At 70.3% G+C, this 20,977-nt stretch carries 22 protein-coding genes; 7 read left to right on the top strand and 15 right to left on the bottom strand.

Translation table 11 applies throughout. The features are described from left to right. Positions 1-22 precede the first annotated feature (22 nt). Genes LG391_RS24920 through LG391_RS34890 form a run of 3 tightly spaced genes read left to right on the top strand, consistent with a single transcriptional unit; the run spans position 23 to position 2,674 of the window. Positions 23-1,408, top strand: coding sequence for a M17 family metallopeptidase (locus LG391_RS24920; RefSeq protein WP_225770906.1), 1,386 nt, complete (start codon positions 23-25; stop codon positions 1,406-1,408). Between the two features lie 40 nt (positions 1,409-1,448). Beyond that, positions 1,449-1,805: a MarR family winged helix-turn-helix transcriptional regulator gene (locus tag LG391_RS24915; RefSeq protein ID WP_225770749.1), complete on the top strand. Its 357-nt coding sequence runs from the start codon at positions 1,449-1,451 to the stop codon at positions 1,803-1,805. After that, positions 1,802-2,674, top strand: a complete 873-nt coding sequence (locus tag LG391_RS34890; RefSeq protein ID WP_304608562.1) for an NlpC/P60 family protein — start codon at positions 1,802-1,804, stop codon at positions 2,672-2,674. Before LG391_RS24915 ends, LG391_RS34890 begins: the two co-directional genes overlap by 4 nt. A 6-nt stretch (positions 2,675-2,680) precedes the next feature. On the opposite strand, the gene LG391_RS24900 is transcribed toward LG391_RS34890, so the two are convergent. Continuing rightward, entirely contained in the window at positions 2,681-3,586 is a 906-nt protein-coding gene (locus LG391_RS24900) for a LysR family transcriptional regulator (protein WP_308013067.1), read from the bottom strand. A gap of 99 nt (positions 3,587-3,685) precedes the next feature. Between LG391_RS24900 and LG391_RS24895 the strand changes: the two genes are divergently transcribed. Continuing rightward, complete coding sequence (locus LG391_RS24895; protein ID WP_225770747.1) at positions 3,686-4,867, top strand: MFS transporter; 1,182 nt, start codon at positions 3,686-3,688, stop codon at positions 4,865-4,867. An 8-nt stretch (positions 4,868-4,875) separates the two neighbouring features. Here LG391_RS24895 and LG391_RS24890 read toward each other — a convergent pair whose 3' ends face one another. Then, complete coding sequence (locus tag LG391_RS24890; protein WP_225770746.1) at positions 4,876-5,808, bottom strand: glyoxylate/hydroxypyruvate reductase A; 933 nt, start codon at positions 5,806-5,808, stop codon at positions 4,876-4,878. Positions 5,809-6,056: 248 nt separating this feature from the next. On the opposite strand from LG391_RS24890, the gene cysE reads away from it, so the two are divergent. Beyond that, positions 6,057-6,908, top strand: a complete 852-nt coding sequence (gene cysE / locus LG391_RS24885) for a serine O-acetyltransferase (protein WP_225770745.1) — start codon at positions 6,057-6,059, stop codon at positions 6,906-6,908. A gap of 150 nt (positions 6,909-7,058) precedes the next feature. On the opposite strand, the gene LG391_RS24880 is transcribed toward cysE, so the two are convergent. Further along, on the bottom strand, positions 7,059-8,432 hold the full coding sequence (locus LG391_RS24880; RefSeq protein ID WP_374200777.1) for an Nramp family divalent metal transporter: 1,374 nt from the start codon (positions 8,430-8,432) through the stop codon (positions 7,059-7,061). Between the two features lie 234 nt (positions 8,433-8,666). On the opposite strand from LG391_RS24880, the gene mntR reads away from it, so the two are divergent. Further along, positions 8,667-9,101 (top strand): manganese-binding transcriptional regulator MntR, encoded by a 435-nt coding sequence (mntR, locus tag LG391_RS24875; RefSeq protein WP_225770744.1) that lies wholly within the window; start codon positions 8,667-8,669, stop codon positions 9,099-9,101. 162 nt (positions 9,102-9,263) lie between these two features. After that, entirely contained in the window at positions 9,264-11,093 is a 1,830-nt protein-coding gene (locus LG391_RS34885) for a calcium-binding protein (RefSeq protein WP_304608561.1), read from the top strand. Here LG391_RS34885 and zapE read toward each other — a convergent pair whose 3' ends face one another. The 12 genes from zapE to LG391_RS24800 form a co-directional block, all read right to left on the bottom strand. Then, complete coding sequence (zapE, locus tag LG391_RS24855; protein WP_225770743.1) at positions 11,094-12,254, bottom strand: cell division protein ZapE; 1,161 nt, start codon at positions 12,252-12,254, stop codon at positions 11,094-11,096. A 75-nt stretch (positions 12,255-12,329) separates the two neighbouring features. Then, on the bottom strand, positions 12,330-12,521 hold the full coding sequence (locus LG391_RS24850; RefSeq protein ID WP_225770742.1) for a DUF433 domain-containing protein: 192 nt from the start codon (positions 12,519-12,521) through the stop codon (positions 12,330-12,332). Between the two features lie 257 nt (positions 12,522-12,778). Then, positions 12,779-13,552: a GNAT family N-acetyltransferase gene (locus tag LG391_RS24845; protein ID WP_225770741.1), complete on the bottom strand. Its 774-nt coding sequence runs from the start codon at positions 13,550-13,552 to the stop codon at positions 12,779-12,781. Beyond that, positions 13,549-14,961: a homospermidine synthase gene (locus tag LG391_RS24840; RefSeq protein WP_225770740.1), complete on the bottom strand. Its 1,413-nt coding sequence runs from the start codon at positions 14,959-14,961 to the stop codon at positions 13,549-13,551. Before LG391_RS24840 ends, LG391_RS24845 begins: the two co-directional genes overlap by 4 nt. A gap of 125 nt (positions 14,962-15,086) precedes the next feature. After that, complete coding sequence (locus LG391_RS24835) at positions 15,087-15,869, bottom strand: succinate dehydrogenase iron-sulfur subunit (protein ID WP_225770739.1); 783 nt, start codon at positions 15,867-15,869, stop codon at positions 15,087-15,089. A 7-nt stretch (positions 15,870-15,876) separates the two neighbouring features. After that, on the bottom strand, positions 15,877-17,667 hold the full coding sequence (gene sdhA, locus LG391_RS24830) for a succinate dehydrogenase flavoprotein subunit (protein WP_225770738.1): 1,791 nt from the start codon (positions 17,665-17,667) through the stop codon (positions 15,877-15,879). A 4-nt stretch (positions 17,668-17,671) separates the two neighbouring features. Beyond that, the gene (gene sdhD / locus LG391_RS24825) at positions 17,672-18,067 is read right to left on the bottom strand and encodes a succinate dehydrogenase, hydrophobic membrane anchor protein (protein WP_225770737.1); all 396 of its coding nucleotides are present in this window, start codon (positions 18,065-18,067) and stop codon (positions 17,672-17,674) included. Next, positions 18,067-18,474 (bottom strand): succinate dehydrogenase, cytochrome b556 subunit, encoded by a 408-nt coding sequence (gene sdhC, locus LG391_RS24820; protein ID WP_225770736.1) that lies wholly within the window; start codon positions 18,472-18,474, stop codon positions 18,067-18,069. The genes sdhD and sdhC overlap by 1 nt, the downstream gene beginning before the upstream one ends. Before the next feature lie 173 nt (positions 18,475-18,647). Continuing rightward, entirely contained in the window at positions 18,648-19,520 is an 873-nt protein-coding gene (locus LG391_RS24815) for a CoA ester lyase (RefSeq protein WP_225770735.1), read from the bottom strand. Then, positions 19,517-19,930: a PIN domain-containing protein gene (locus LG391_RS24810; protein WP_225770734.1), complete on the bottom strand. Its 414-nt coding sequence runs from the start codon at positions 19,928-19,930 to the stop codon at positions 19,517-19,519. Before LG391_RS24810 ends, LG391_RS24815 begins: the two co-directional genes overlap by 4 nt. Continuing rightward, positions 19,920-20,150, bottom strand: coding sequence for an AbrB/MazE/SpoVT family DNA-binding domain-containing protein (locus LG391_RS24805; RefSeq protein ID WP_225770733.1), 231 nt, complete (start codon positions 20,148-20,150; stop codon positions 19,920-19,922). Before LG391_RS24805 ends, LG391_RS24810 begins: the two co-directional genes overlap by 11 nt. 238 nt (positions 20,151-20,388) lie before the next feature. Further along, entirely contained in the window at positions 20,389-20,976 is a 588-nt protein-coding gene (locus LG391_RS24800) for a TlpA disulfide reductase family protein (protein ID WP_225770732.1), read from the bottom strand. Position 20,977: the final 1 nt, after the last annotated feature.

Here is a 20,977-nt window from a genome sequence, read left to right as displayed (position 1 = left end):
CGAACGCAAGAAGGCCTGCGCCGTGCTGCCTCAACTGGTCGATGCCGCCGAGGGAGAGACCGTCTCTCTGATCCCGCTCAGCAAGGCCGCGTTGGACGGCTGGCGCGCCGCCGCGACGCCGGCGCAGCGGGCCTGGGCCGAGGCCAACGGCTTCGCCGCGGAATCGGGCCGCACCCTGGCGCTGCCGGGCGAAGGCGGGCGGGTCGACGCGATCCTGGTTGGCATCGACTCCGCGGCCGATGCCTGGGCTTTCGCCGGGCTGCCGACGTCCCTGCCGGCAGGCACCTATTCGCTGGATGATTCGGCCGAGCCGGCGACCGCCACCGCCGCCGCCTTCGGCTGGGCGCTCGGCGGCTATCACTACGGCCGCTACAAGGGGCCGGAGCGGGCCTCGGCCAAGCTGGTCTGGCCGAAGGCGGCCGACCGCGCCGCGGTCGAGCGCGCGGCCAGCGCCCCCACGCTGGTGCGCGACTTGGTCAACACCCCGGCCAACGACCTCGGCCCGGCCGAGCTGGCCGCCGCGGCCGAGGCGCTGGCCAAGGAGTTCGGCGCCCGCTTCAGCGTCACCGTCGGCGACGAGCTGCTGACCCGCAACTACCCGCTGATCCACGCCGTCGGCCGCGCCTCCAGCCGGGCGCCGCGGCTGATCGACATCACCTGGGGTGATCCGTCGGCGCCGAAGGTGACGCTGGTCGGCAAGGGCGTCGTCTTCGATTCGGGCGGCCTCGACCTCAAGGATTCCGGCAACATGCTGCTGATGAAGAAGGACATGGGCGGCGCCGCCCATGCCCTCGGCGTCGCCCGCATGGTGATGATGGCGCAGCTGCCGGTGCGGCTGCGCGTGCTGGTGCCGGCGGTCGAGAACGCGGTGTCCGGCGACGCCTTCCGGCCGATGGACGTGTACCGCAGCCGCAAGGGGCTGACGGTCGAGATCGGCAACACCGACGCCGAGGGGCGGCTGGTGCTGTGCGACGCGCTGGAGGAGGCGTCGTCGGAGAAGCCCGAGATCATCGTCGATTTCGCCACCCTGACCGGCGCCGCCCGGGTCGCCCTCGGCACCGACGTGCCGGCGATGTTCTCGAACGACGACGCCACCGCCGACGCGCTGGCCGCGGTGTCGCGCCGGGTCGAGGACCCGCTGTGGCGCCTGCCGCTGTGGCAGCCCTACAACCGGCTGCTGAGATCCGGCATCGCCGACATCAACAACGCGCCCGACACGCGCTTCGGCGGGGCCATCACCGCGGCCCTGTTCCTCGAGCGCTTCGTGGCGCCGGGCGTGCCCTGGGTGCATATCGACCTCTATGCCTGGAACGGCGCCGACCGCCCGGGCCGGCCGAAGGGCGGCGAGGCGATGACGATGCGGGCCGTCTACGCCCTGCTGGAGGAGCGGTTTGGAGGCCGGCGCTGATTCGATCGACCGTATCGCCGGAGCCGAGGGAGAGGACGGCATGACCGTCGCCCTGACCTCGCACCAGGCGCTGGAGCTGTGGCGCCACGCCCTGACCGCGGCGGTCCGGCGCGAGGCGCCGGACCTGTCGTCGCGGCAGATCGCGCTCCTGCTCACCATCTACCTGACCCCGGCGCCGCACACGGTGCGCGGCCTGTCCTCGACCCTGCACATCTCCAAGCCGGCGGTGACCCGCGCGCTCGACCGGCTGGGCGAGCTGGGCCTGACCCGCCGCACCGTCGACCCGGCCGACCGGCGCAACGTGCTGATCGAGCGGACCGAGGCCGGCCAGGCCTATCTCGACGGCTTCGCCGACCTGGTGCGCCAGGCCGCCAGCATGATCGGCGCCGCGGCGTGACCACCTCGCCCGATATCGACCGCAACCTGGTGCCCTGGCGGCCGGACCTCGCGTCCGAGAGCCTGCGCGGCGTCCATGCGGCGGAACGCTACGCCGCCGGCACGCTGCACCAGGCGGTCCGCGGCATCGTGCCGATGCGTTCGGCCCCCGACGCGTCGCGCGGCCAGGCGACCGAGATGCTGCATGGCGAGACCATCACGGTCTACGAGGTGAAGGACGGCTGGGCCTGGGGCCAGCTCACCGCCGACGGCTATGTCGGCTATGTCGAGGCGGCGGCACTGTCCGACCGGGTCGCCGCGCCGACCCACCGGATCCGGGCCTTCCGCGCCTTCCTCTATCCGGATCCCGACTTCAAGCGCCCGCCGGTCCGCGCGCTGAGCTTCCGCAGCCCGGTCGAGGTGGTGGAGACGGCGAAGGGCTATGCCCGGATCCGCGAGGCCGGCGAGCCCGGCGGCTGGGTGCCGGAGGTGGCGCTGGGGCCGCTCGACGCCGCCGAGCCCGATGTGGTGGCGACGGCGCAGCGCTTCCTCGGCGTGCCCTATCTGTGGGGCGGCCGCTCCAGCCTCGGCATCGACTGCTCCGGCCTGGTCCAACTGGCCTGCGCCGCGGCCGGCCACGCCATCGAGCGCGACACCTACCGTCAGGCGCGGACCGCGGGGACGCTCGTGGGCACGGGTGAGGGCGCCGGGCTGCGGCGCGGCGACCTGGTCTATTTCCCCGGCCATGTCGGGCTGATGGCCGACGGCGAGACCCTGATCCACGCCAATGTCCGGGCGGCCTGCGTCTCGCTCGACCCGGTGCGCGAGGTAGCCGCCCGTGTCGAAGCGGACGAGGGCAGGGGCATCACAGCGGTGCGGCGGTTCGGGTAGGTCCCGTCACCGCCGCTCCGCCGTCTCCCCGATCGTCGCTTTGATCAGCTGGCGTAGCCAGCGGTGGCCGGCATCCTTGTCGAAGCGCGGATGCCAGGACTGGACGACGGTGACCGTCGGCACCGTCACCGGCAGCTCGAAGGACCGCACCGCCAACCCCAGCGCCGCCGCGCGCGCGACGACGGCAAGCGGCAGCGCGGCGACGATGTCCGAAGAGGCGGCGGTGAACAGCGCGGCGTAGAAGCTGGGCATCACCAGCGTCACCCGGCGCGATAGGCCCTGCCGCTCCAGCGCATCGTCGATCAGGCCGCGGCTGCGGCCGCGCCGGGACGCGCTGATATGGGGCGCGGCGGCGAAGCGCTCGGCCGTCATGGCGCCCCGCAGCAGCGGATGGCCCTCCCGCACCACCCCGACGAAGCGGTCCTGCAGCAGGGTCTGGACGCGGATCTCGGGGCCGGTCTCGCTGCCCAGCACGCCGATATCGAGGTCGATGCGACCCTCGCGCAGATCTTTGACGTCCTCCCGGCCCTGGTCGGTGAAGCGCAGGGTGACCCCCGGCGCCTGCCGTGCCGCCGCCGCGGCCAGCCCGGCCGAGAACACACCGGCGGCGTAGTCGCTGGCCCGGATGGTGAAGGTGCGCTCCAGCGTCGAGGGGTCGGTGGCGCCCTCCGGCCGCAGCAGCGCCTGCGCATCCTCCACCACCGCGCGGACGCGGTCCCGCAGCTCGATCGCCCGCGGCGTCGGCACCAGCCGGCGGCCGGCGCGCACCAGCACCGGGTCGCCGACGGCGTCGCGGATGCGGGCCAGCGTCCGGCTCATCGCCGGCGCGCTCAGATTCATGCGGCGGGCGGCGCCGGCGACGCTGCCTTCGGCCAGCAGCGCGTCGAGCGCCACCAGCAGGTTCAGATCCATGGAATGCATCGAACGCAACTATAAAGTCAGAAGACTGCACTGGAAAGCATACCCGAGACGGGTCAGCTTCGGGCCGACCGTTCAACCGAGAGATCCGTCATGTCCTCCACCGCATCCTCCGACGCGGCCGCGGCCCCGTCCGGCGCGGCCCGGCAGCTGCTGCCCTTCGCCCTGATCGTCTTCCTCGGCTACGGCATGGTCGGCCTGCCGCTGGCGGTGCTGCCGGTCCATGTCCACGAGACCCTGGGCCAGGGCCCGCTGGCCGTGGCCCTGGCCGTGGCGCTGCAGCCGGCGGTCACGCTGCTGACGCGGCCCTGGGCCGGCGGGCTGTGCGACCGGCTCGGCGGCAAGGCCGCGGTGCTGGCCGGCGTGGCCGGCGCCGCCCTGTCCGGCCTGCTCTACGCCGGTGCTTCGCTGCCGGCCGACCCCCGGCTCGGTCTCGCCCTGCTGCTGCTCGGCCGGGCCGCGGCCGGGCTGGGCGAGGGGCTTCTGATGGTCGGCGGGCTGGCCTGGAGCATCGCCGCGGTCGGCGGGCCGCGGGCCGGCAGGGCCATGGTCTGGATCGGCATCGCCATGTACGGCGCCATCGCCGCGGGCGGCCCGGCCGGACTGGCGCTGCGCGGCTGGGGCGGCTTCGGCGCGGTGGCCGGCGCCATCGTCGTCGCGGCGCTGCTGGCCGGGCTGGTCGCGATGCCGCTGCTGGCGGTGCGCGGGGCGGGCGGGGCGCGACTGCCCTTCCTGCGGGTGCTGGGCATGATCCTGTGGCAAGGGGCCGGGCTGGCTCTCGCCTCGGTCGGGTTCGGCGCGATCTCATCCTTCATCGCCCTCGACTTCCAGGCGGAGGGATGGGGCGGCGCCGGCTTCGCCCTCAGCGCCTTCGGCGGGGCCTATATCCTGGCGCGGCTGCTGTTCGGGCACTTCCCCGACCGCTTCGGCGGCGCCTGGGTGGCCGCGGGGTCGCTGGCCGTGCAGGTGCTCGGCCTGCTGCTGCTGTGGGCGGCGGCGGTGCCGCAGGTGGCGCTGGCCGGCGCCTTCCTGACCGGGGCCGGCTTCTCGCTGGTCTTCCCCTCCTTTGGGGTGGAGGCGGTGAAGCGCGTGCCGGCCGCCAGCCGCGGCGCCGCACTCGGGGCCTATGTCGCTTTCTTCGACATCGGCCTGGCCGCGACCGGACCGGTGATCGGGCTGGTGGTGACGCGGTTCGGCTATTCCGCCGCCTTCGCCGCCGGCGCGCTCTGCGCCGCGCTGGCCCTGCTGTCGACGCTGCGCCGGGCGACGTCGTGACCGCCGGGTCAGTACCCCCGCGACCGGTCGACCACATCCTCCATCTGCTCGCCGCGTTCGAATCGGGCGATCTGCTCGGCCAGGCGCAGCGTCGCGTATTTGGCGTTGTTGTTGGCGGCGACGTGCGGGGTCAGCACCACCTTCGGATGGGTCCAGAACGGGTGGTCCGGCGGCAGCGGCTCGGTCCGGAACACGTCCAGCACCGCGCCGGCGAGGTGGCCGGAATCGAGCGCCGCGATCAGATCGGCGTCGACCAGGTGATGGCCGCGCCCGGCATTGATCACCCAGGCGCCGCGCGGCAGGGCCGCGAACAGTTTCCGGTCGAGGATGTCCTCGGTCTCCGCCGTCAGCGGCAGCAGGCAGACCAGGATCTCGGACCGGGCCAGGAAGGCGTCGAGCTGCGCCGCGCCGGCGAAGCCCTCCACCCCCTCGACCGCCTTGGGCGTGCGGCTCCAGCCCGCGACGCGGAAGTTCAGCGCCTTCAGCGCCCGGGCCGCGGCGCCGCCCAGCGTGCCGAGGCCGAGGATGCCGACGGTGACGTCGCGGGCCAGCCGCTGATCGTGCTGCAGCCACACCCCGGCCGCCTGCTGGGCGCGGTAGGTCCGGGCCTGGCGGTGGATCGTCAGCACCTGCTCGGCCACGAACTCGACCATGCCTTCGGTCAGGCTGAGATCGACCATGCGCACCAGCGGCACGTCGGCCGGCAGGGTCGGGTCGCGCAGCATGGCGTCGATGCCGGCGCCGAGCGAGTAGATCACCTTGAGGTTCGGCAGCCCCGCCAGCATGCCGGCCGGCGGCTTCCAGACGATCGCGTAGTCGATCTCGGCCGGATCGCCGATCCCGGGCCAGACCCGGACCTCCAGCGCCGGCATCGCCGCGCGCAGCGCCGGCAGCCACTGGGCGGGATCGTCGGTGGCCGAGGCGAAGACGGCGACGGGCATCGGAAGCTCTCCGGGCAGATCCTGTGTCGCCCAGCGCATGCCCGATCCGGCGGGATCAGGCAAGATCCGGGCGAGAGGATTGATCACAGATTCTGGATGCTGAATGTAAATAATAGCAATAGACATATGTATATGATTGTAATTTATCTGCGCTGATGACAATCGGCCGGGGAAGGCCTATCTCATCTCCATGGTCATTGTGCCGGGCGGACCTTCCCGCCGCCCGGTCCGGCAAAGGGGAAGAGGCCATGCCCGACACCGCCCTGGCGCGGAAGGCCGAAGCCGCGATCGCGTTCGACAGGAACGCCGAGGTGTTCGCGCTGATGCGCGACTCCGCCGCTGTCCTGGCGCGGCAGGAGCCGATCCTGGCCCCGGTCGTCGAACGCATCGTGCTCGGCGCCGCCGATTTCAGCGATGCGCTCGCCCGCCTGCTGGCCACCAAGCTGGAATGCGACACCGCCTGCCATGACCGGCTGCTGGCGCTGGCGACCGAGGCGATGCGCGCCGACCCGGCGATCGCCGGCCATGCGGTGCTGGACCTCGACGCGATCAAGGACCGTGACCCGGCGGCGCGCAACCACCTGACGCCGTTCCTGTTCTTCAAGGGCTTCCACGCGCTGCAATGGTACCGGGTGGGCCACTGGCTGCTCGGCCAGGGCCGCCACGCCCTCGCCAGCTTCCTGCAGAGCCGGGTGTCGGAGAGCATGGGGGTCGACATCCATCCCGCCGCCCGGATCGGCTGGGGGCTGCTGATCGACCACGGCACCGGCGTCGTCATCGGCGAGACCGCGGTGGTCGGCAACGACGTCTCGATCCTGCACGGCGTCACCCTCGGCGGCACCGGCAAGGAAAGCGGCGACCGCCACCCGAAGGTGCGCGACGGCGTGCTGATCGGCGCCGGCGCCAAGATCCTCGGCAATATCGAGATCGGCGAGGGCGCCAAGATCGGCGCCGGCAGCGTGGTGTTGGCCCCGGTGCCGCCGCACCGGACGGCGGTGGGCGTCCCCGCCCGCATCGTCGGCTCGTGTACGGAGCCGCTGCCCGCCCTGACCATGGATCACTCGATCCCGGTACCGCCCGGCATCGACTTCGTGATCTGACCACATCGGGGTTTACCAGCGACCACTGATCGGCTCTCTGGCTCCCGTCATCGCGAGCCGGCGTGGCGATCCAGCGGCACCGGTCTCTGGATGGCCACGCCCCTTCGGGGCTTGCCAGGATGGGTCAGTATGTCGGATCGCTGGTTCCGGCTACACCCCGGTGACCCAGTCGAACAGCAGCTTGACGTTGAGCACGATGATCACCGCCGAGACCGCCCAGGCCGTCCATTTCAGCCAGGCCGGGTTGGCGAAGCGGCCCATCTTGGCCCGGTCGCTGGTGAAGGCGACCAGCGGCACCACGGCGAAGGGCAGCTGCAGGCTCAGCACCACCTGGCTCAGCACCAGCAGCTGGGCGGTGCCGCTCTCGCCGTACATCGCGGTCACGATCACCGTCGGCACGATGGCGATGCCGCGGGTGATCAGCCGCCGCAGCCAGGGCTTCAGCCGGATCGACAGGAAGCCCTCCATCACGATCTGCCCGGCCAGGGTGGCCGTGAGGGTCGAGTTCTGGCCGGAGGCGAGCAGCGCCACGGCGAACAGCGTGCTGGCGATGCCGACGCCCAGCACCGGCGCCAGCAGTTGATAGGCGTCCTGGATCTCGGCCACCTCGGTCCGGCCGGTGGTGTGGAAGGCGGCGGCGGCCAGGATCAGGATCGCGGCGTTGATGAACAGGGCGAACATCAAGGCCACGGTCGAATCGATGGTGGCGTAGCGGATCGCCTCGCGCTTTCCGGTCTCGCCCCGGTCATAGGCCCGGGTCTGCACGATCGAGGAGTGCAGGTACAGGTTATGCGGCATCACCGTCGCCCCGATGATGCCGATGGCGATGTACAGCATCTCCGGGTTGGTGACGATCTGGGGCGAGGGCAGGAAGCCGCGGGCGATCTCGGCGATCGCCGGCTGGGCCAGGATCAGCTCGACCAGGAAGCAGCCGGCGATGATCAGCATCAGGCCGACGATGAAGGCCTCGAGATGCCGGAAGCCGCGATTCTGCAGGTACAGCACCACCATGACGTCGAGCGCGGTCAGCACCACGCCCCACAAGAGCGGGATGCCGAACAGCAACTGCAGCGCGATCGCGGTGCCGATCACCTCGGCCAGGTCGCAGGCGACGATCGCGACCTCGCACAGCAGCCACAGGGCCATGGCGATCGGGCGCGAATAGTGGTCGCGGCAGGCCTGGGCCAGGTCGCGCCCGGTGACGATGCCCAGCTTGGCGGCCAGCGCCTGCAGCAGGATCGCCATCACGTTCGACAGCAGGATGACGGAGAGCAGCGTATAGCCGAAGGCCGAGCCGCCGGCCAGGTCGGTCGCCCAGTTGCCCGGATCCATGTAGCCGACGGCCACGAGATAGCCGGGGCCGACGAAGGCGAATAGCTTGCGCAGCCAGCCCACGCCCTTCGGCACGGCGATGGTCCGGTGCACCTCGGGCAGGCTCGGGGCGGCCGGCGCGGTGCGCCAGCCGGACCCGGCGGCGCTGCCCTGCTGGGCGATCTCCTGGGCGGCGATGTCGCTTCTCATCATGCGCGCTCGTTTCTCTCCGCTGCCGTGCAGCGGCTGCAAATCGGTATCCGATCGATTTCCCCTTCTCCTGTATAATGTAGCCACGGCTAAATTCTTGGCAAGCGTCATCACCTTGTCATTTTCCGATCAGCCGGTATGATGCGCCGCAACCGCGCCGGCCTCAGGGACCGCAAGCATCGCGGCCCCGATTCAGCAATGGAGCCGGAAGGGATTCGGCTCTCGAGGACAGACGAGATGACGGAACAGGACCGCCCGACCGACACCGGGCTCCAGGCCGCGGGGTTCAGCCGGGTGCGCCAGGCCCGGCAGACCGAGACGGCGGAAGACTATGTCGAGATGATCGCCGAGCTGATCGACAGCCAGGGCGAGGCGCGGATCGTCGAACTGGCGGAGCGGTTCGGCGTGGCCCATGCCACGGTGAACAAGACCATCGCCCGGCTGCAGCGCGAAGGGCTGGTCAGCGCCCGGCCGTACCGCTCGATCTTCCTGACCGACGCCGGCCGCGAGATGGCCGATTCCTGCCGCCGGCGCCACCGCATCGTGGTCGAGTTCCTGAAATCGATCGGGGTCAGCGACGAGGCGGCGGAGATCGACGCCGAGGGCATCGAGCACCATGTCAGCGCCGAGACCCTGGCCGCCTTCGAGCGCCTGGTGGTGCTGAAGAGCTGAGCCCGGGAGCCGGCTTCATCAACCGGATCCGTCCAAGGGCCTGCCGAACCGCATATCCTGAACCGAATCTCCCATTCCGGCTTCACTCGTTCGTATGACGCGCCATCCCGCGGGATGTGATCGCATGGCGGACCTTCGGTCCGGACAGATGGGGAAGCGCAAATGCCGACGCAGATTTATGCGGGAAATACGATCGGTACCGGCTTGGTCGCCAATCTCGGCACCGAGGACGATGTCTTCGTCTCCAGCGGCGCGACTTTGGGGTCGACCGACGGGACAGCGATCTACGGGGTCGGCAGCGATCATACGGCGACCATTCTGGGCACGGTCTTCGGCCATCGGATCGGGATCCAGCTGGGCGGCTCCATCGACGACACGAGCAACCGGATCACGATCGCCGAGGACGCCTATGTCGGAGGAGGCGACAGCGCCATCGTGCTCTCAGGCCGGTTCGGCCGGTTGACGAACGAGGGCACGGTCGCCGGCGATCTGGCCGGCATCTATATCGGCGGTTCACTCAATGACGGCGAACCCACCGCGCTGACCTCAGCGATCGAGAACACGGGGCGAATCGAGGCGAACGACTGGGGCATCGTGCGGATAGATGATTCCGAGATGACGATCACCGTGAACAACAGCGGCGTGATCTCCGCCCGCATTTATGCCTATCTCGGAGATAGGGGAGACGGTATCGACCAGATCACCAACACCGGGACGATAGAGGGCGATATCAGGCTCGGAGCCGGAGACGATCTGTTCGACAGCCATCTGGGCCGGTTCCGCGGCTATGTGTCCGGTGACGACGGCAACGACCGGATCCTGTGCTCGGCCGGCGACAACATCCTCGATGGCGGCATGGGCGCCGATTTCATGCAGGGCGGGGCCGGCAACGACGGCTATGTCGTCGACGACGTGCGGGACACCGTGGACGAAAGCGTCGCCGGGTCGGGCGGCACCGACACGGTCTCGGCCTATATCAGCTTCAGCCTGGTCGCTTCCGCCCGCCTGCTGGGCACGATCGAGAACCTGCAGCTCGGCCCGGGGAACATCAACGGCACCGGCAATGCGCTGGCGAACACGATCACCGGCTATACCGGAAACAATGTGCTCGACGGCGGCGCCGGCGCGGACACCATGATCGGCTATGTCGGCAACGACACCTATGTCGTCGACAATGCCGGGGACGTGGTCGACGAGAGTCTCACCGGCTCGAACGGCGTCGACATGGTGCGCTCGACGATCGGCTTCAGCCTGGCCAGCACGACGGCCGTGCGCGGCGCCGTGGAGAACCTGGCGCTGCTCGGCAGCGCCAATCTCAGCGGCACGGGCAACAGCCTCGGCAACCTGCTGGCGGGCAACGGCGGCGCCAACACGCTGAGCGGCCTGGCCGGCAACGACATCCTCCGGGGCGAGGCCGGCGCCGACACGCTGATCGGCGGTGCCGGCATCGACACGGCGAGCTACTACACCGCGTCGGCCGGTGTCGCGGTCAATCTCGCCTCCGGCACCGGCGGCGACGCCCAGGGCGACACCCTGAGCGATATCGAGAATCTCGCGGGCAGCCGGTTCAACGACAGCCTGATCGGCAACACCAACGCCAACGCGCTGCACGGCGGAGACGGCAACGACGTGCTGGTCGGGGCGGGAGGGGCCGATGCGATGACCGGCGGCGCCGGTGCGGACCGTTTCGTCTACGGTTCCGCGGCCCAGAGCCTGACGGGCGCCGGCGCCGACCGGATCGCCGATTTCAGCCACGCCCAGAGCGACCGCATCGACCTGTCGGCGATCGACGCGAACACGGCGGCCGCCGGAAACCAGGCCTTCGGATTCATCGGCACCGCCGCCTACACCGGCGTCGCGGGCCAGCTCCGCTACGCCGTGGGCGGCGGCGTCACCACGATTGCCGGCGACCTCGACGGCGACCGGGCCTCCGACTTCGCCATCACACTCACCGGGGCGGTCAGCCTCGTGGCCGGCGACTTCGTGCTCTAGCTACGCGGCTTTGCGCGCCTCGACATACTCGGCCGACTGCATCTCCATCAGCCGGCTCTCGGTGCGGGCGAATTCCAGCGCCTGGCTGTCGCCGGCATAGAGCTGGGTGACCGGCACCTCGGCCGCGATCACCACCCGGCGGCGCGCCTCGTACAGGCTGTCGATCAGCACGATGAAGCGCTTCATCTCGTGGCGCTTGGCCTCGGTGAAGCGCGGCACGCCCTCGATGATCACGGTGTGGAAGGCGTCGGCCAGGGTCAGGTAGTCGGCGGCGCCGAGCGGTCGGGCGCACAGCGCGTCGAAGTCGCACCAGGCCACGCCCCTGGCGGCGCGCGGCACCTCCAGCGTGCGGTTGCCGGGGACGGACAGGGTGACGGGGGCGCCCTCGGCGCCGTCGGTCAGGTCGGCGAACAGGTCGCTCAGCGCCCGGTGCGCCAGGGCGCCGAGCGGCGAGTGGTAGACCGGCCGGCCGCGCAGCCGGTCGAGCCGATAGTCACGGCCGCCGTCCAGCTCCGCCACCTCCAGCTTCTTCTTGATCATGGCGATGAAGGGCAGGAAGCGGTCGCGCTGCAGCCCGTCCTTGTACAGGTCGTCCGGCGCCCAGTTCGAGGTCGCGACCACGATCACGCCGAGCCCGAACAGCGCCTGGAACAGCCGGCCCAGGATCATGGCGTCGGCGATGTCGACGACATGGAACTCGTCGAAGCACAGCAGCCAAGCCTCGGCAGCGATGCGGCGGGCCAGGGGCGGGATCGGGTCCGCGTTGTCCGCCTCGGCCGCGGCGCCGGACTGGCGCCATTCATGGATGCGCTGATGCACCTCGAGCATGAAGGCGTTGAAATGCACCCGGCGCTTCCGCGGCACCGGCGTGGTCTCGAAGAACAGGTCCATCAGCATGGACTTGCCGCGCCCGACGCCGCCCCAGAAGTACAGGCCGCGCGGCGGGTCGATCGCCGGCTTCTTCTTGCCGAAACCGAGCCGGGCCAGCAGGCCGTTGCCGTTGTCGGGTTCGGGCGGGGTGTAGCTGCGCAGCTGCCGGTGCAGCCGCTGCAGCTTCTCGACCGCCGCGGCCTGGGCGGGGTCGGGCCGCAGCACGCCCTCGGCGATCCGGCGGCGATAGAGGGCAAGCGGCTCGTCGTCTTGCGCTGCAACATCGGGCATGGCGAGCGTGCTTACCGCAAGCCCCGGCGAATTGCCAGACAAGGCGGCGCATCCCTGGCCTGAACCGGCGGCGCGTCAGGCCAGTCCAGCGGCGTGGCGCAGCGCCTGCATAACGTCCTCGCGGTCCAAGTAGGGATAGTCGGCGAGGACCTCGTCGATGCTGTGACCGGCGCCGATTAGGCCGACGATCATGCCGACGGTGACCCGCATCCCGCGAATGCAGGCCCGCCCGCCCATGACCTCGGGCTGTTGGGTGATGCGACCCATCGGTTCCATCGTGTTCTCGTTCTAACGTCCTTTAAATTGGCATGAAGCGTCTCCAGCGGATGCAGTCCGATTGCCTCTCCCGCTTGCGGGAGAGGTCGGAGACGCGAAGCGGCTCCGGGTGAGGGGATTTTGTTGAGGCCGGGACCAGCCCTCACCCGGCCGTCCTACGGACGTCCGACCTCTCCCGCGTCCGGCGGGAGAGGCAATGCGAAGACGCTCGACGTCCACTGTTTTCAAGCGATTGCCCTGCGCTGGTGTCAGGCCGCACGGAGGTCCAGCTGCACCCGGCGCTCGATCAGGGCGAAGCCGGCGCGCTCATAGACCCGGCAGGCGGCCGGGTTGGCGTCGTTGGTGGCCAGCAGCGCCGTTTCCGTGCCCTCTGCCCGCAGCACCGCCAGCAGGCCGGCCAGCACTCGCCCGGCCAGTCCCTCGCCGCGGCGGGCGGGGGCGACCAGGAAATTGCCGATCATCGCCCGGCCGCCGGCGCGGGTGATCGCGCCGGCGGCGGCGACCGGCCGGCCGTCCTCGACGATGGCGACGAAGGGCAGATCCAGCATCCAGCTGGAGAACACCGTCGCCGGATAATGCGCCGCGTAGAATCGGCGCAGCGGCTCCAGATCCGTCGGCCCCATCCGCCGGCAGCCGGGATCGGGCTCCGGGATATCGGCGAGCGGCCGGGCGTAGAAGCGCAGCCCGTCCTCCAGCGCCAGCCGGTGGCCGCAGGCCGGGCGCAGCCGGTCGGCCTGCTTCGACGTCAGATGCAGCTCCAGTGGGCGCGGATCGGCGGCCAGGGACAGAAGGGCAACGTCGCCGACGGCGCCGACCGGGGTGTAGATCGACAGCCCGTCGAAATCGATGCCCAGGACGACGCCCTCCGGCTCCAGCCGCGCCGATCGGCAGCGGTCGCCGACGGCCGCGGCGTCGAGCGCCGCGGCCCAATAGAGCGCGAACACCGGATGGCCGGCCACCAGGGCGCCGACCCGCGCCCGCTCATCGCGGGACAGGCCGGCGACCGGGCGGAAGCCGGTCACACCACCCGGATGTTCTTGAACTGCCAGGGATCCTCGGGGTCGATGTCCTCGGGGAACAGCTTGCCGCGGTCCTGCAACGGGTTCCAATCGGTGAAGGCGCCGGCCAGCTCGCCGAGATAGGGGCGGGCCACCTCGAGCACCCGCTCGTGGTCCATCTCCTCGGGCTCGACCAGGCCGCGGTCCGGGTTCTCGATCGCCCAGACCAGGCCGGCCAGCACGGCCGAGGTCACCTGCAGGCTGGTGGCGTTGTTGTGCGGCGCCAGCTCGCGCGCCTCGCCGATGGTCAGGCGCGAGCCGTACCAGTAGGCGCCCTTGGCATGGCCGGCCAGCAGCACGCCCAGCTCGTCCATGCCCTCGGTGATCTCGTCCATCATCAGCCGCTTGTTCGGCTGCAGCTCGTAGTTGCGGCCCGCGAACTCATGCACCGACAGCACCGCATCGTCCGACGGATGATAGGCGTAGTGCACGGTCGGCCGGTACTCCGGCTGGGCACCCGAGCCGACGGTCAGGTAGTCGGCCAGCGAGATCGCCTCGTTGTGGGTGATCAGGAAGCCGTGGATCGGCCCGGCCAGCGGGGTCCAGGTCCGCACCCGGGTGGCGGCGCCGGGGCGGGCCAGCCAGATCGCCGCCTGCGAGCCCGCGGCGTGGCGGTTGCCGTCGGCCGGGAAGTGGCGCTCATGGCTGCCCCAGCCCAGCTCGGCCGGCTGGCAGCCCTCGCCGACGAAGCCGTCGATCGACCAGGTGTTGACGAACTCGCCCGGCTTCTTCGGGAAGCGGGCCACCTGGGTGTCGCGCTCGGCGATGTGGATGACCTTGACGCCCAGCGTCTTGGCCAAGCCGGCCCAGCCGGCGCGGTCGGCCGGCACCGGCGGCTCGAAGCCGGTCGCCGACGCGATGTTCAGCAGTGCGCGCTTGACGAAATGCGAGACCAGTCCGGGATTGGCGCCGTGGGTCAGCACCGCGGTCGGGGCGCCCGGGCTGCGGCCCAGCGCCAGGGCCGATTCGCGCAGCGCGTAGTTCGACCGGTCGGCCGGCCCGAGATTGGGGTCGGTGTAGCCGCCCAGCCAGGGCTCGATGCAGGTGTCGATGTAGAGCGCCCCGCGCTCCCGCGCCAGCTTGATCAGCTCGACCGAGGAGACGTCGACCGAGAGGTTGACCAGGGCGTCGCCCGGGCCGAGCAGCGGTTCGAGCAGTGTCCGATAATTGCCGCGGGTCACCGGTTCCAGGATGAAGCGGACGCCGTAGAGCTCCGCCTCCTTCTGGCCTCTCGTCTCGGCCGTCACGATGGTGACGCGGTCGGAGGTGAGGGTCAGGTGCCGCAGCAGCAGCGGCAGCACGCCCTGGCCGATGGAGCCGAAACCGACCATCAGGATGCGGCCGGCAAAGGGTGTGCGCGCGGGTTTTGCCATTTAGAAGGACACTCCTCGAGTGTGTTGCGTGCAGGATCGCTCCGTGACGTGGATCGGGCGGTTGATATGAAAAAAGCGCTGGGGCCACCAGCGCTTTTTTGTGACGGTTTCCGGCGCTGCGCGGTTCAGCCGGCCCGTTCCAGCATCAGCTTCTTGATCTCGCCGATCGCCTTGGCGGGGTTCAGACCCTTCGGGCAGGTCTTGGTGCAGTTCATGATGGTGTGGCAGCGATAGAGGCGGAACGGGTCCTCCAGCGCGTCCAGCCGCTCGCCGGTCATCTCGTCCCGGCTATCGGCGATCCAGCGATAGGCCTGCAGCAGCACGGCGGGGCCGAGATACTTGTCGCCGTTCCACCAGTAGCTCGGGCAGCTGGTCGAGCAGCAGAAGCACAGGATGCACTCGTAGAGCCCGTCCAGCTTCTCGCGCTCCTCCGGGCTCTGCCGGCGCTCGCGGTCGGGCGGCGGCGGGCTCTCGGCCTGCAGCCAGGGCTTGATCGACGCGTATTGCGCGTAGATGTGGGTCAGCTCCGGCACCAGATCCTTCACCACCGGCATGTGCGGCAGCGGGTAGATCTTCACGTCGCCCTGCACCTCGTCGATCGGCTTGAGGCAGGCCAGGGTGTTGGTGCCGTCGATGTTCATCGCGCAGGACCCGCAGATGCCCTCGCGGCAGGAGCGCCGGAAGGTCAGGGTCGAGTCGATGTCGTTCTTGATGTGGATGATCGCGTCCAGGACCATCGGCCCGCAGCGCGCCAGGTCGATCTCGTAGGTGTCGAGCCGCGGATTCTCGTCCGTGTCCGGGTCCCAGCGATAGATCTTGAAGGTCCGCGGCTTCTTGATCTCGCCGGAGACGCGGATGGTCTTGCCGGGCTGGACCTTGGAATTGCGGGGCAGGGTGAATTCGGCCATGGCGTCCTCAGTACACCCGCGCCTTCGGCGGGAAGCTCTGGACCTCGTTGGTCATCGGCTGGAGATGGACCGGGCGGTAGTCGATGCGGGTCTTGCCGGCCTCGTCGATCCAGACGACGCTGTGCTTCATCCAGTTGACGTCGTCGCGCTCGGGGAAGTCCTCGCGGGCATGGGCGCCGCGGCTCTCCTCGCGGTTGACGCCGGAGCGGATGGTGGTCACGGCGTTGATCATCAGGTTCTCGAGCTCCAGCGTCTCCACCAGGTCCGAGTTCCAGATCAGCGACTTGTCGGCGACGCCCAGGCCCTTCTGCTTGTCCCAGGTGGCTTCCATCTTCTCGCAGCCCTCGGCCATGGTCTGGCCGGTGCGGAAGACGGCGGCGTCGTTCTGCATCGTCCGCTGCATCTCCAGGCGCAGGTCGGCGGTGCGGACCTCCTGCTTTGCGTGGCGCAGCCGGTCCAGCCGGGACAGCGCGAACTGGCCGGCATCGGCCGGCGCCGGCTTGTGCGTCTGGCCGGGCTTGATCAGCTCGGCGCAGCGGATCGCGGCGGCGCGGCCGAACACCACGAGGTCGAGCAGCGAGTTCGACCCCAGCCGGTTGGCGCCGTGCACCGAGACGCAGGCGGCCTCGCCGATCGCCATCAGCCCCGGCACCACGCGGTTCGGGTCGTCCGCCGTCGGGTTGACCACCTCGCAATGCACGTTGGTCGGCACGCCGCCCATGTTGTAGTGCACCGTCGGCAGGACCGGGATCGGTTCCTTGGTCACGTCGACGCCGGCGAAGATCTTGGCGCTCTCGGCGATGCCGGGCAGGCGCTGGTGGATGATGTCGGCGTCGAGATGCTCGACATGCAGGTGGATGTGGTCCTTGTTCGGGCCGACGCCGCGGCCCTCGCGGATCTCGATCGTCATCGACCGGCTGACCACGTCGCGCGACGCCAGGTCCTTGGCCGAGGGGGCGTAGCGCTCCATGAAGCGCTCGCCCTCGCTGTTGGTCAGGTACCCGCCCTCGCCGCGCACGCCTTCGGTGATCAGGCAGCCGGCGCCGTAGATGCCGGTCGGGTGGAACTGCACGAACTCCATGTCCTGCAGCGCCAGCCCGGCGCGCGCGGCCATGGCGCCGCCGTCGCCGGTGCAGGTATGGGCCGAGGTGCAGGAGAAGTAGGCGCGGCCGTAGCCGCCGGTCGCCAGCACCGTCTGGTGGCCGAAGAAGCGATGGATCGTGCCGTCGTCCAGGTTCCAGGCGACGACGCCGCGGCAGGCGCCTTCCTCGTCCATGATCAGGTCGATGGCGAAGTACTCGACGAAGAACTCCGCCTCGTGCTTCAGCGCCTGCTGGTACAGGGTGTGCAGCATGGCGTGGCCGGTGCGGTCGGCCGCGGCGCAGGTGCGGTAGGCGCGGCCCTTGCCGTATTCGGTGGTCATGCCGCCGAAGGCGCGCTGGTAGATCTTGCCCTCGGCCGTGCGGCTGAAGGGCATGCCGTAATGCTCGAGCTCGATGATCGCCGGGATCGCCTCGCGGCACATGTACTCGATCGCGTCCTGGTCGCCGAGCCAGTCGGAGCCCTTGACGGTGTCGTACATGTGCCAGCGCCAGTCGTCCGGCCCCATGTTGCCGAGCGCGGCAGAGACGCCGCCCTGGGCCGCCACGGTGTGGCTGCGGGTCGGGAAGACCTTGGTGATGCAGGCGGTCTTCAGCCGCTTCTCGGCCATGCCGAAGGTGGCGCGAAGGCCCGCGCCGCCGCCGCCCACCACGACGACGTCGTAGTAGTGATCGATGAAGGTGTAGGACGCAGGCATGGGGTTACCCCAGGATGGCGATCTTGAGGACGGAGACGGTCATCGCCGCCCCCAGGAACAGGGCCAGGCCCTTGGTCGCCAGATCGGCGACCAGCTTGGCGGCGTGGCCGTGGATGTAGTCCTCATAGACCTCGGTCAGGCCGTTGGCGGCGTGATGCAGGCCGATGGCGATGAACAGGATGAACAGCGCGGCGTTGACCGGATGGGCCAGCCAGGCCCGGACCTCGGGCAGCGGCGATCCCAGATGGGCGATCACCGAGATCACGAACCAGATGGTCAGGGGGATCAGCGCCAGGGCGGTGACGCGCAGGCCGCGCCAATGGGCGAAGCCGGACTTGGCGGAGCCGAGGCCGCGGGCATGGGCCAGCGGGGTGCGGAGCGAGGTGTTCTTGGTCGTCATCACCACACCACCAGGCCGATGATCCAGGCCAGCACGGTCAAGACCGCGGTGGCGATCAGCACGGCGTAGCCGGTCTTGTGCATGGTCGGCAGGTCGTAGCCCCAGCCGGCATCCCAGGCCAGGTGCCGGATGCCGGCGCAGAGATGGTAGAACAGCGACGCCGTCCAGCCGAACAGCATCAGGAGGCCGAGCCAGGAGCCGAGGAACCACTGCGCCGCCTCGAAGGCCTCGGGGCCGGCGGCCGCCGCGATCACCCACCAGGCCAGCAGCAGGGTGCCGATGGACAGGGCGATGCCGGTGCCGCGGTGGAAGATCGAAAGCGCGCTCGAGATCTGCGGACGGTAGATCTGCAGATGGGGCGAGAGTGGCCTCGGCCGTTTCTGAGGAACTGCCTCGGAGGCGGACATGCGGAATTTACTCCGATGCGCAAATGGGCATCAGGCACGGGCGCGCCTGTCGCGATCGAGCCTGAAAGGGTCGGGAGTGACTTACGCGCCGCACTGCAGCAAGTCAACGAACAGGCCAATACTTTCAAGCAGATGCGAGCCGTTCGCAACTAGGTCCGAATGGGCCGCAACCGCTACGCGTTGCTGCGGTCCGCGATGGCGCGATGCAGGGCGACGACCCGCTCCGCATCGCTGACATGCAGCGCCTCGACCAGCCGGCCGTCAACCACGGTGACGCCCTGGCCGGTGGCCAGGGCCGCGGCATGGGCGGCGATCACCCGCAGCGCGGTCTCGACCGCCTCGGTGCTCGGGGCGAAGGCGGCGTTGGCGGCGGCGATGGTCTTCGGGTGGATCAGCGACTTGCCGTCGAAGCCCAGCGCCGCGCCCTGGCGGCACGACTCGGCGAAGCCGGCCTCGTCCTCCAGGTCGAGATGCACCCCGTCGATCACCGCCAGGCCGTGGGCGCGGCCGGCCAGCAGGCACAGGCCCAGCGCGGTCAGCAGCGGCTGCCGCCCGGGCTCATGCGCCGCCCGCAGGTCCTTGGCCAGATCCGAGGTGCCGAGGACGAATCCCACCACACGGGCGGAGGATCCGGCGATGGCGGCGGCGTTGAGCACGCCGAGCGGCGTCTCGATCATGCACCACAGCGCCAGGCTGTCGGGCGCGCCGGCGTCGGTCAGGGCGGCTTCGGCGGCCTTCACCGTCTCCGGCCGCTCGACCTTGGACAGGACGACGCCGTCGGCGCCGCTGCCGGCCAGGGCGGCCAGGTCGTCGGCGCCCCAGGGCGTGTCGGCAGCGTTGGCGCGGACCAGCACCTCGCGCGGCCCCCAGCCGCCGGCGCTGACGGCCGCCACCACCCGCTCGCGCGCCGCCACCTTGGCGTCGGGCGCGACCGCATCCTCCAGGTCCAGGATCAGCCCGTCGGCGTCCAGGGTGCGCGCCTTGTCCAGCGCGCGGGGGGTCGAGCCGGGAACGTAGAGCAGCGAGCGGCGGGGGCGGATGGTCATGGCATCTCACTCCGAAACGGGTTCCGGATCGTCAGGCCGTCGATCGTGTGGCCGTCCTGCATGTCCTCGGAATAGAGAATCCGGCATTTCGCCTGGAGCGCCGCGGCAATGATCAGCGCGTCGTAGACATTCACGCCCTGCCGCTCCGCGATCCGCAGCGCAGCCTCGTGAGTCTCGACCGTGACCGGTGCTGCCGGCGCGCAGAGGGCGCGAATGGCGGACAGCGCCTCGGTGACCTCGTCCCAGGACAGGCCCAGCTTGCGGCGGGCGACCGAGGTGAACTCATTCAGCACCTGCACGCTGATCATGCCGCCGGCCGCCAGCAGCGCCTCGGCGGTCGCGGCCCGCGGATCGTCGCGGGCGATCGCGTAGAGCAGGATGTTGGTGTCGAGGAACACCTCAGCGCTCATTCGCTTCGTCGCGGTCGAAGCGGAAGCCGGGTGGCAGAGGCCGCCGCAGCCGGCGTAGCCGGTCCAGCGCCTGCTGCCGGCTACGGTCGCGCTCAACCAGGAAGGCACGATCGGCCGCGATGCGGATCTCGACCTCGTCGCCTTCCTTCAGCTCCAGCGCCTCGACGACGGCCGAAGGCAGCCGCACAGCCAGGCTGTTGCCCCATTTCGCCACGCGCATGGCATCACCAGGATGATATACGTTGCCATCTGTATATCATAGGAAACGGCTTTCGGCTATTGCGACAGCGTGAATCTTCCCCGTGACCGCCGTCACATCTCATTCACGGAAGGCGGCGTAGACATGATCCAGGGCCTTGAGCCCGAGGACAGGACCATGTTGCTCCGCACCATCATCTGGGTTTACGGCGTTCTGCTGCTGATCGGCTTCTACATGGGTTCCACGCCCATCTGAGCCGTCAGGCCGACCCGGCCTTTCCGCGATCGAGATAGAAGCGCAGCAGCGCGACCGAGCTGTCGTCGTCCCATTCGGCGGCGCCTTCCTGGCGGCCCACCACCGTGCCGTCGCGGTCGATCAGCAGCGTCGTGGGCAGGCCGCGGGCGCCGAACGCCGCCGGCGACCGGCCGCCGGGGTCGAGATAGGCCGGCAGCGCCGCGATCTTGTTGGTGGCGAAGAAGGGCTGCACCTTGGCCAGCCCCTCGCGGTCGATCGACAGCGCCAGCACGGTGAAGTCGGCGCCGCCCAGCTTCGCCTGCAGCCGGTCCAGCGCCGGCATCTCCTTGACGCAGGGGGCGCACCAGGTCGCCCACAGGTTGACCAGCACCACCTTGCCCTTGAAGTCGGCGAGACGAAGGGTGTTGCCCGCGGCGTCGGAGAAGGTAATCTCCGGTGCCGGCTCCGGCCGGTCGGCCAGGACGAAGCTGGCGACGGTGCCGCCCAGGGGCGGCCGGCCCTCCGGGGTCCGCAGCGTCCACCAGGCCGCGCCCGCCGCCAGCAGCAGCGCCAGGCCGGCCATGCCCGCGGCGATCGTTGCTCTCTTCCTCATC

This window comes from Inquilinus sp. Marseille-Q2685 (genome assembly GCF_916619195.1).
Lineage (GTDB): Bacteria > Pseudomonadota > Alphaproteobacteria > DSM-16000 > Inquilinaceae > Inquilinus.
This window is presented reverse-complemented; position numbering and strand designations above follow the sequence as displayed.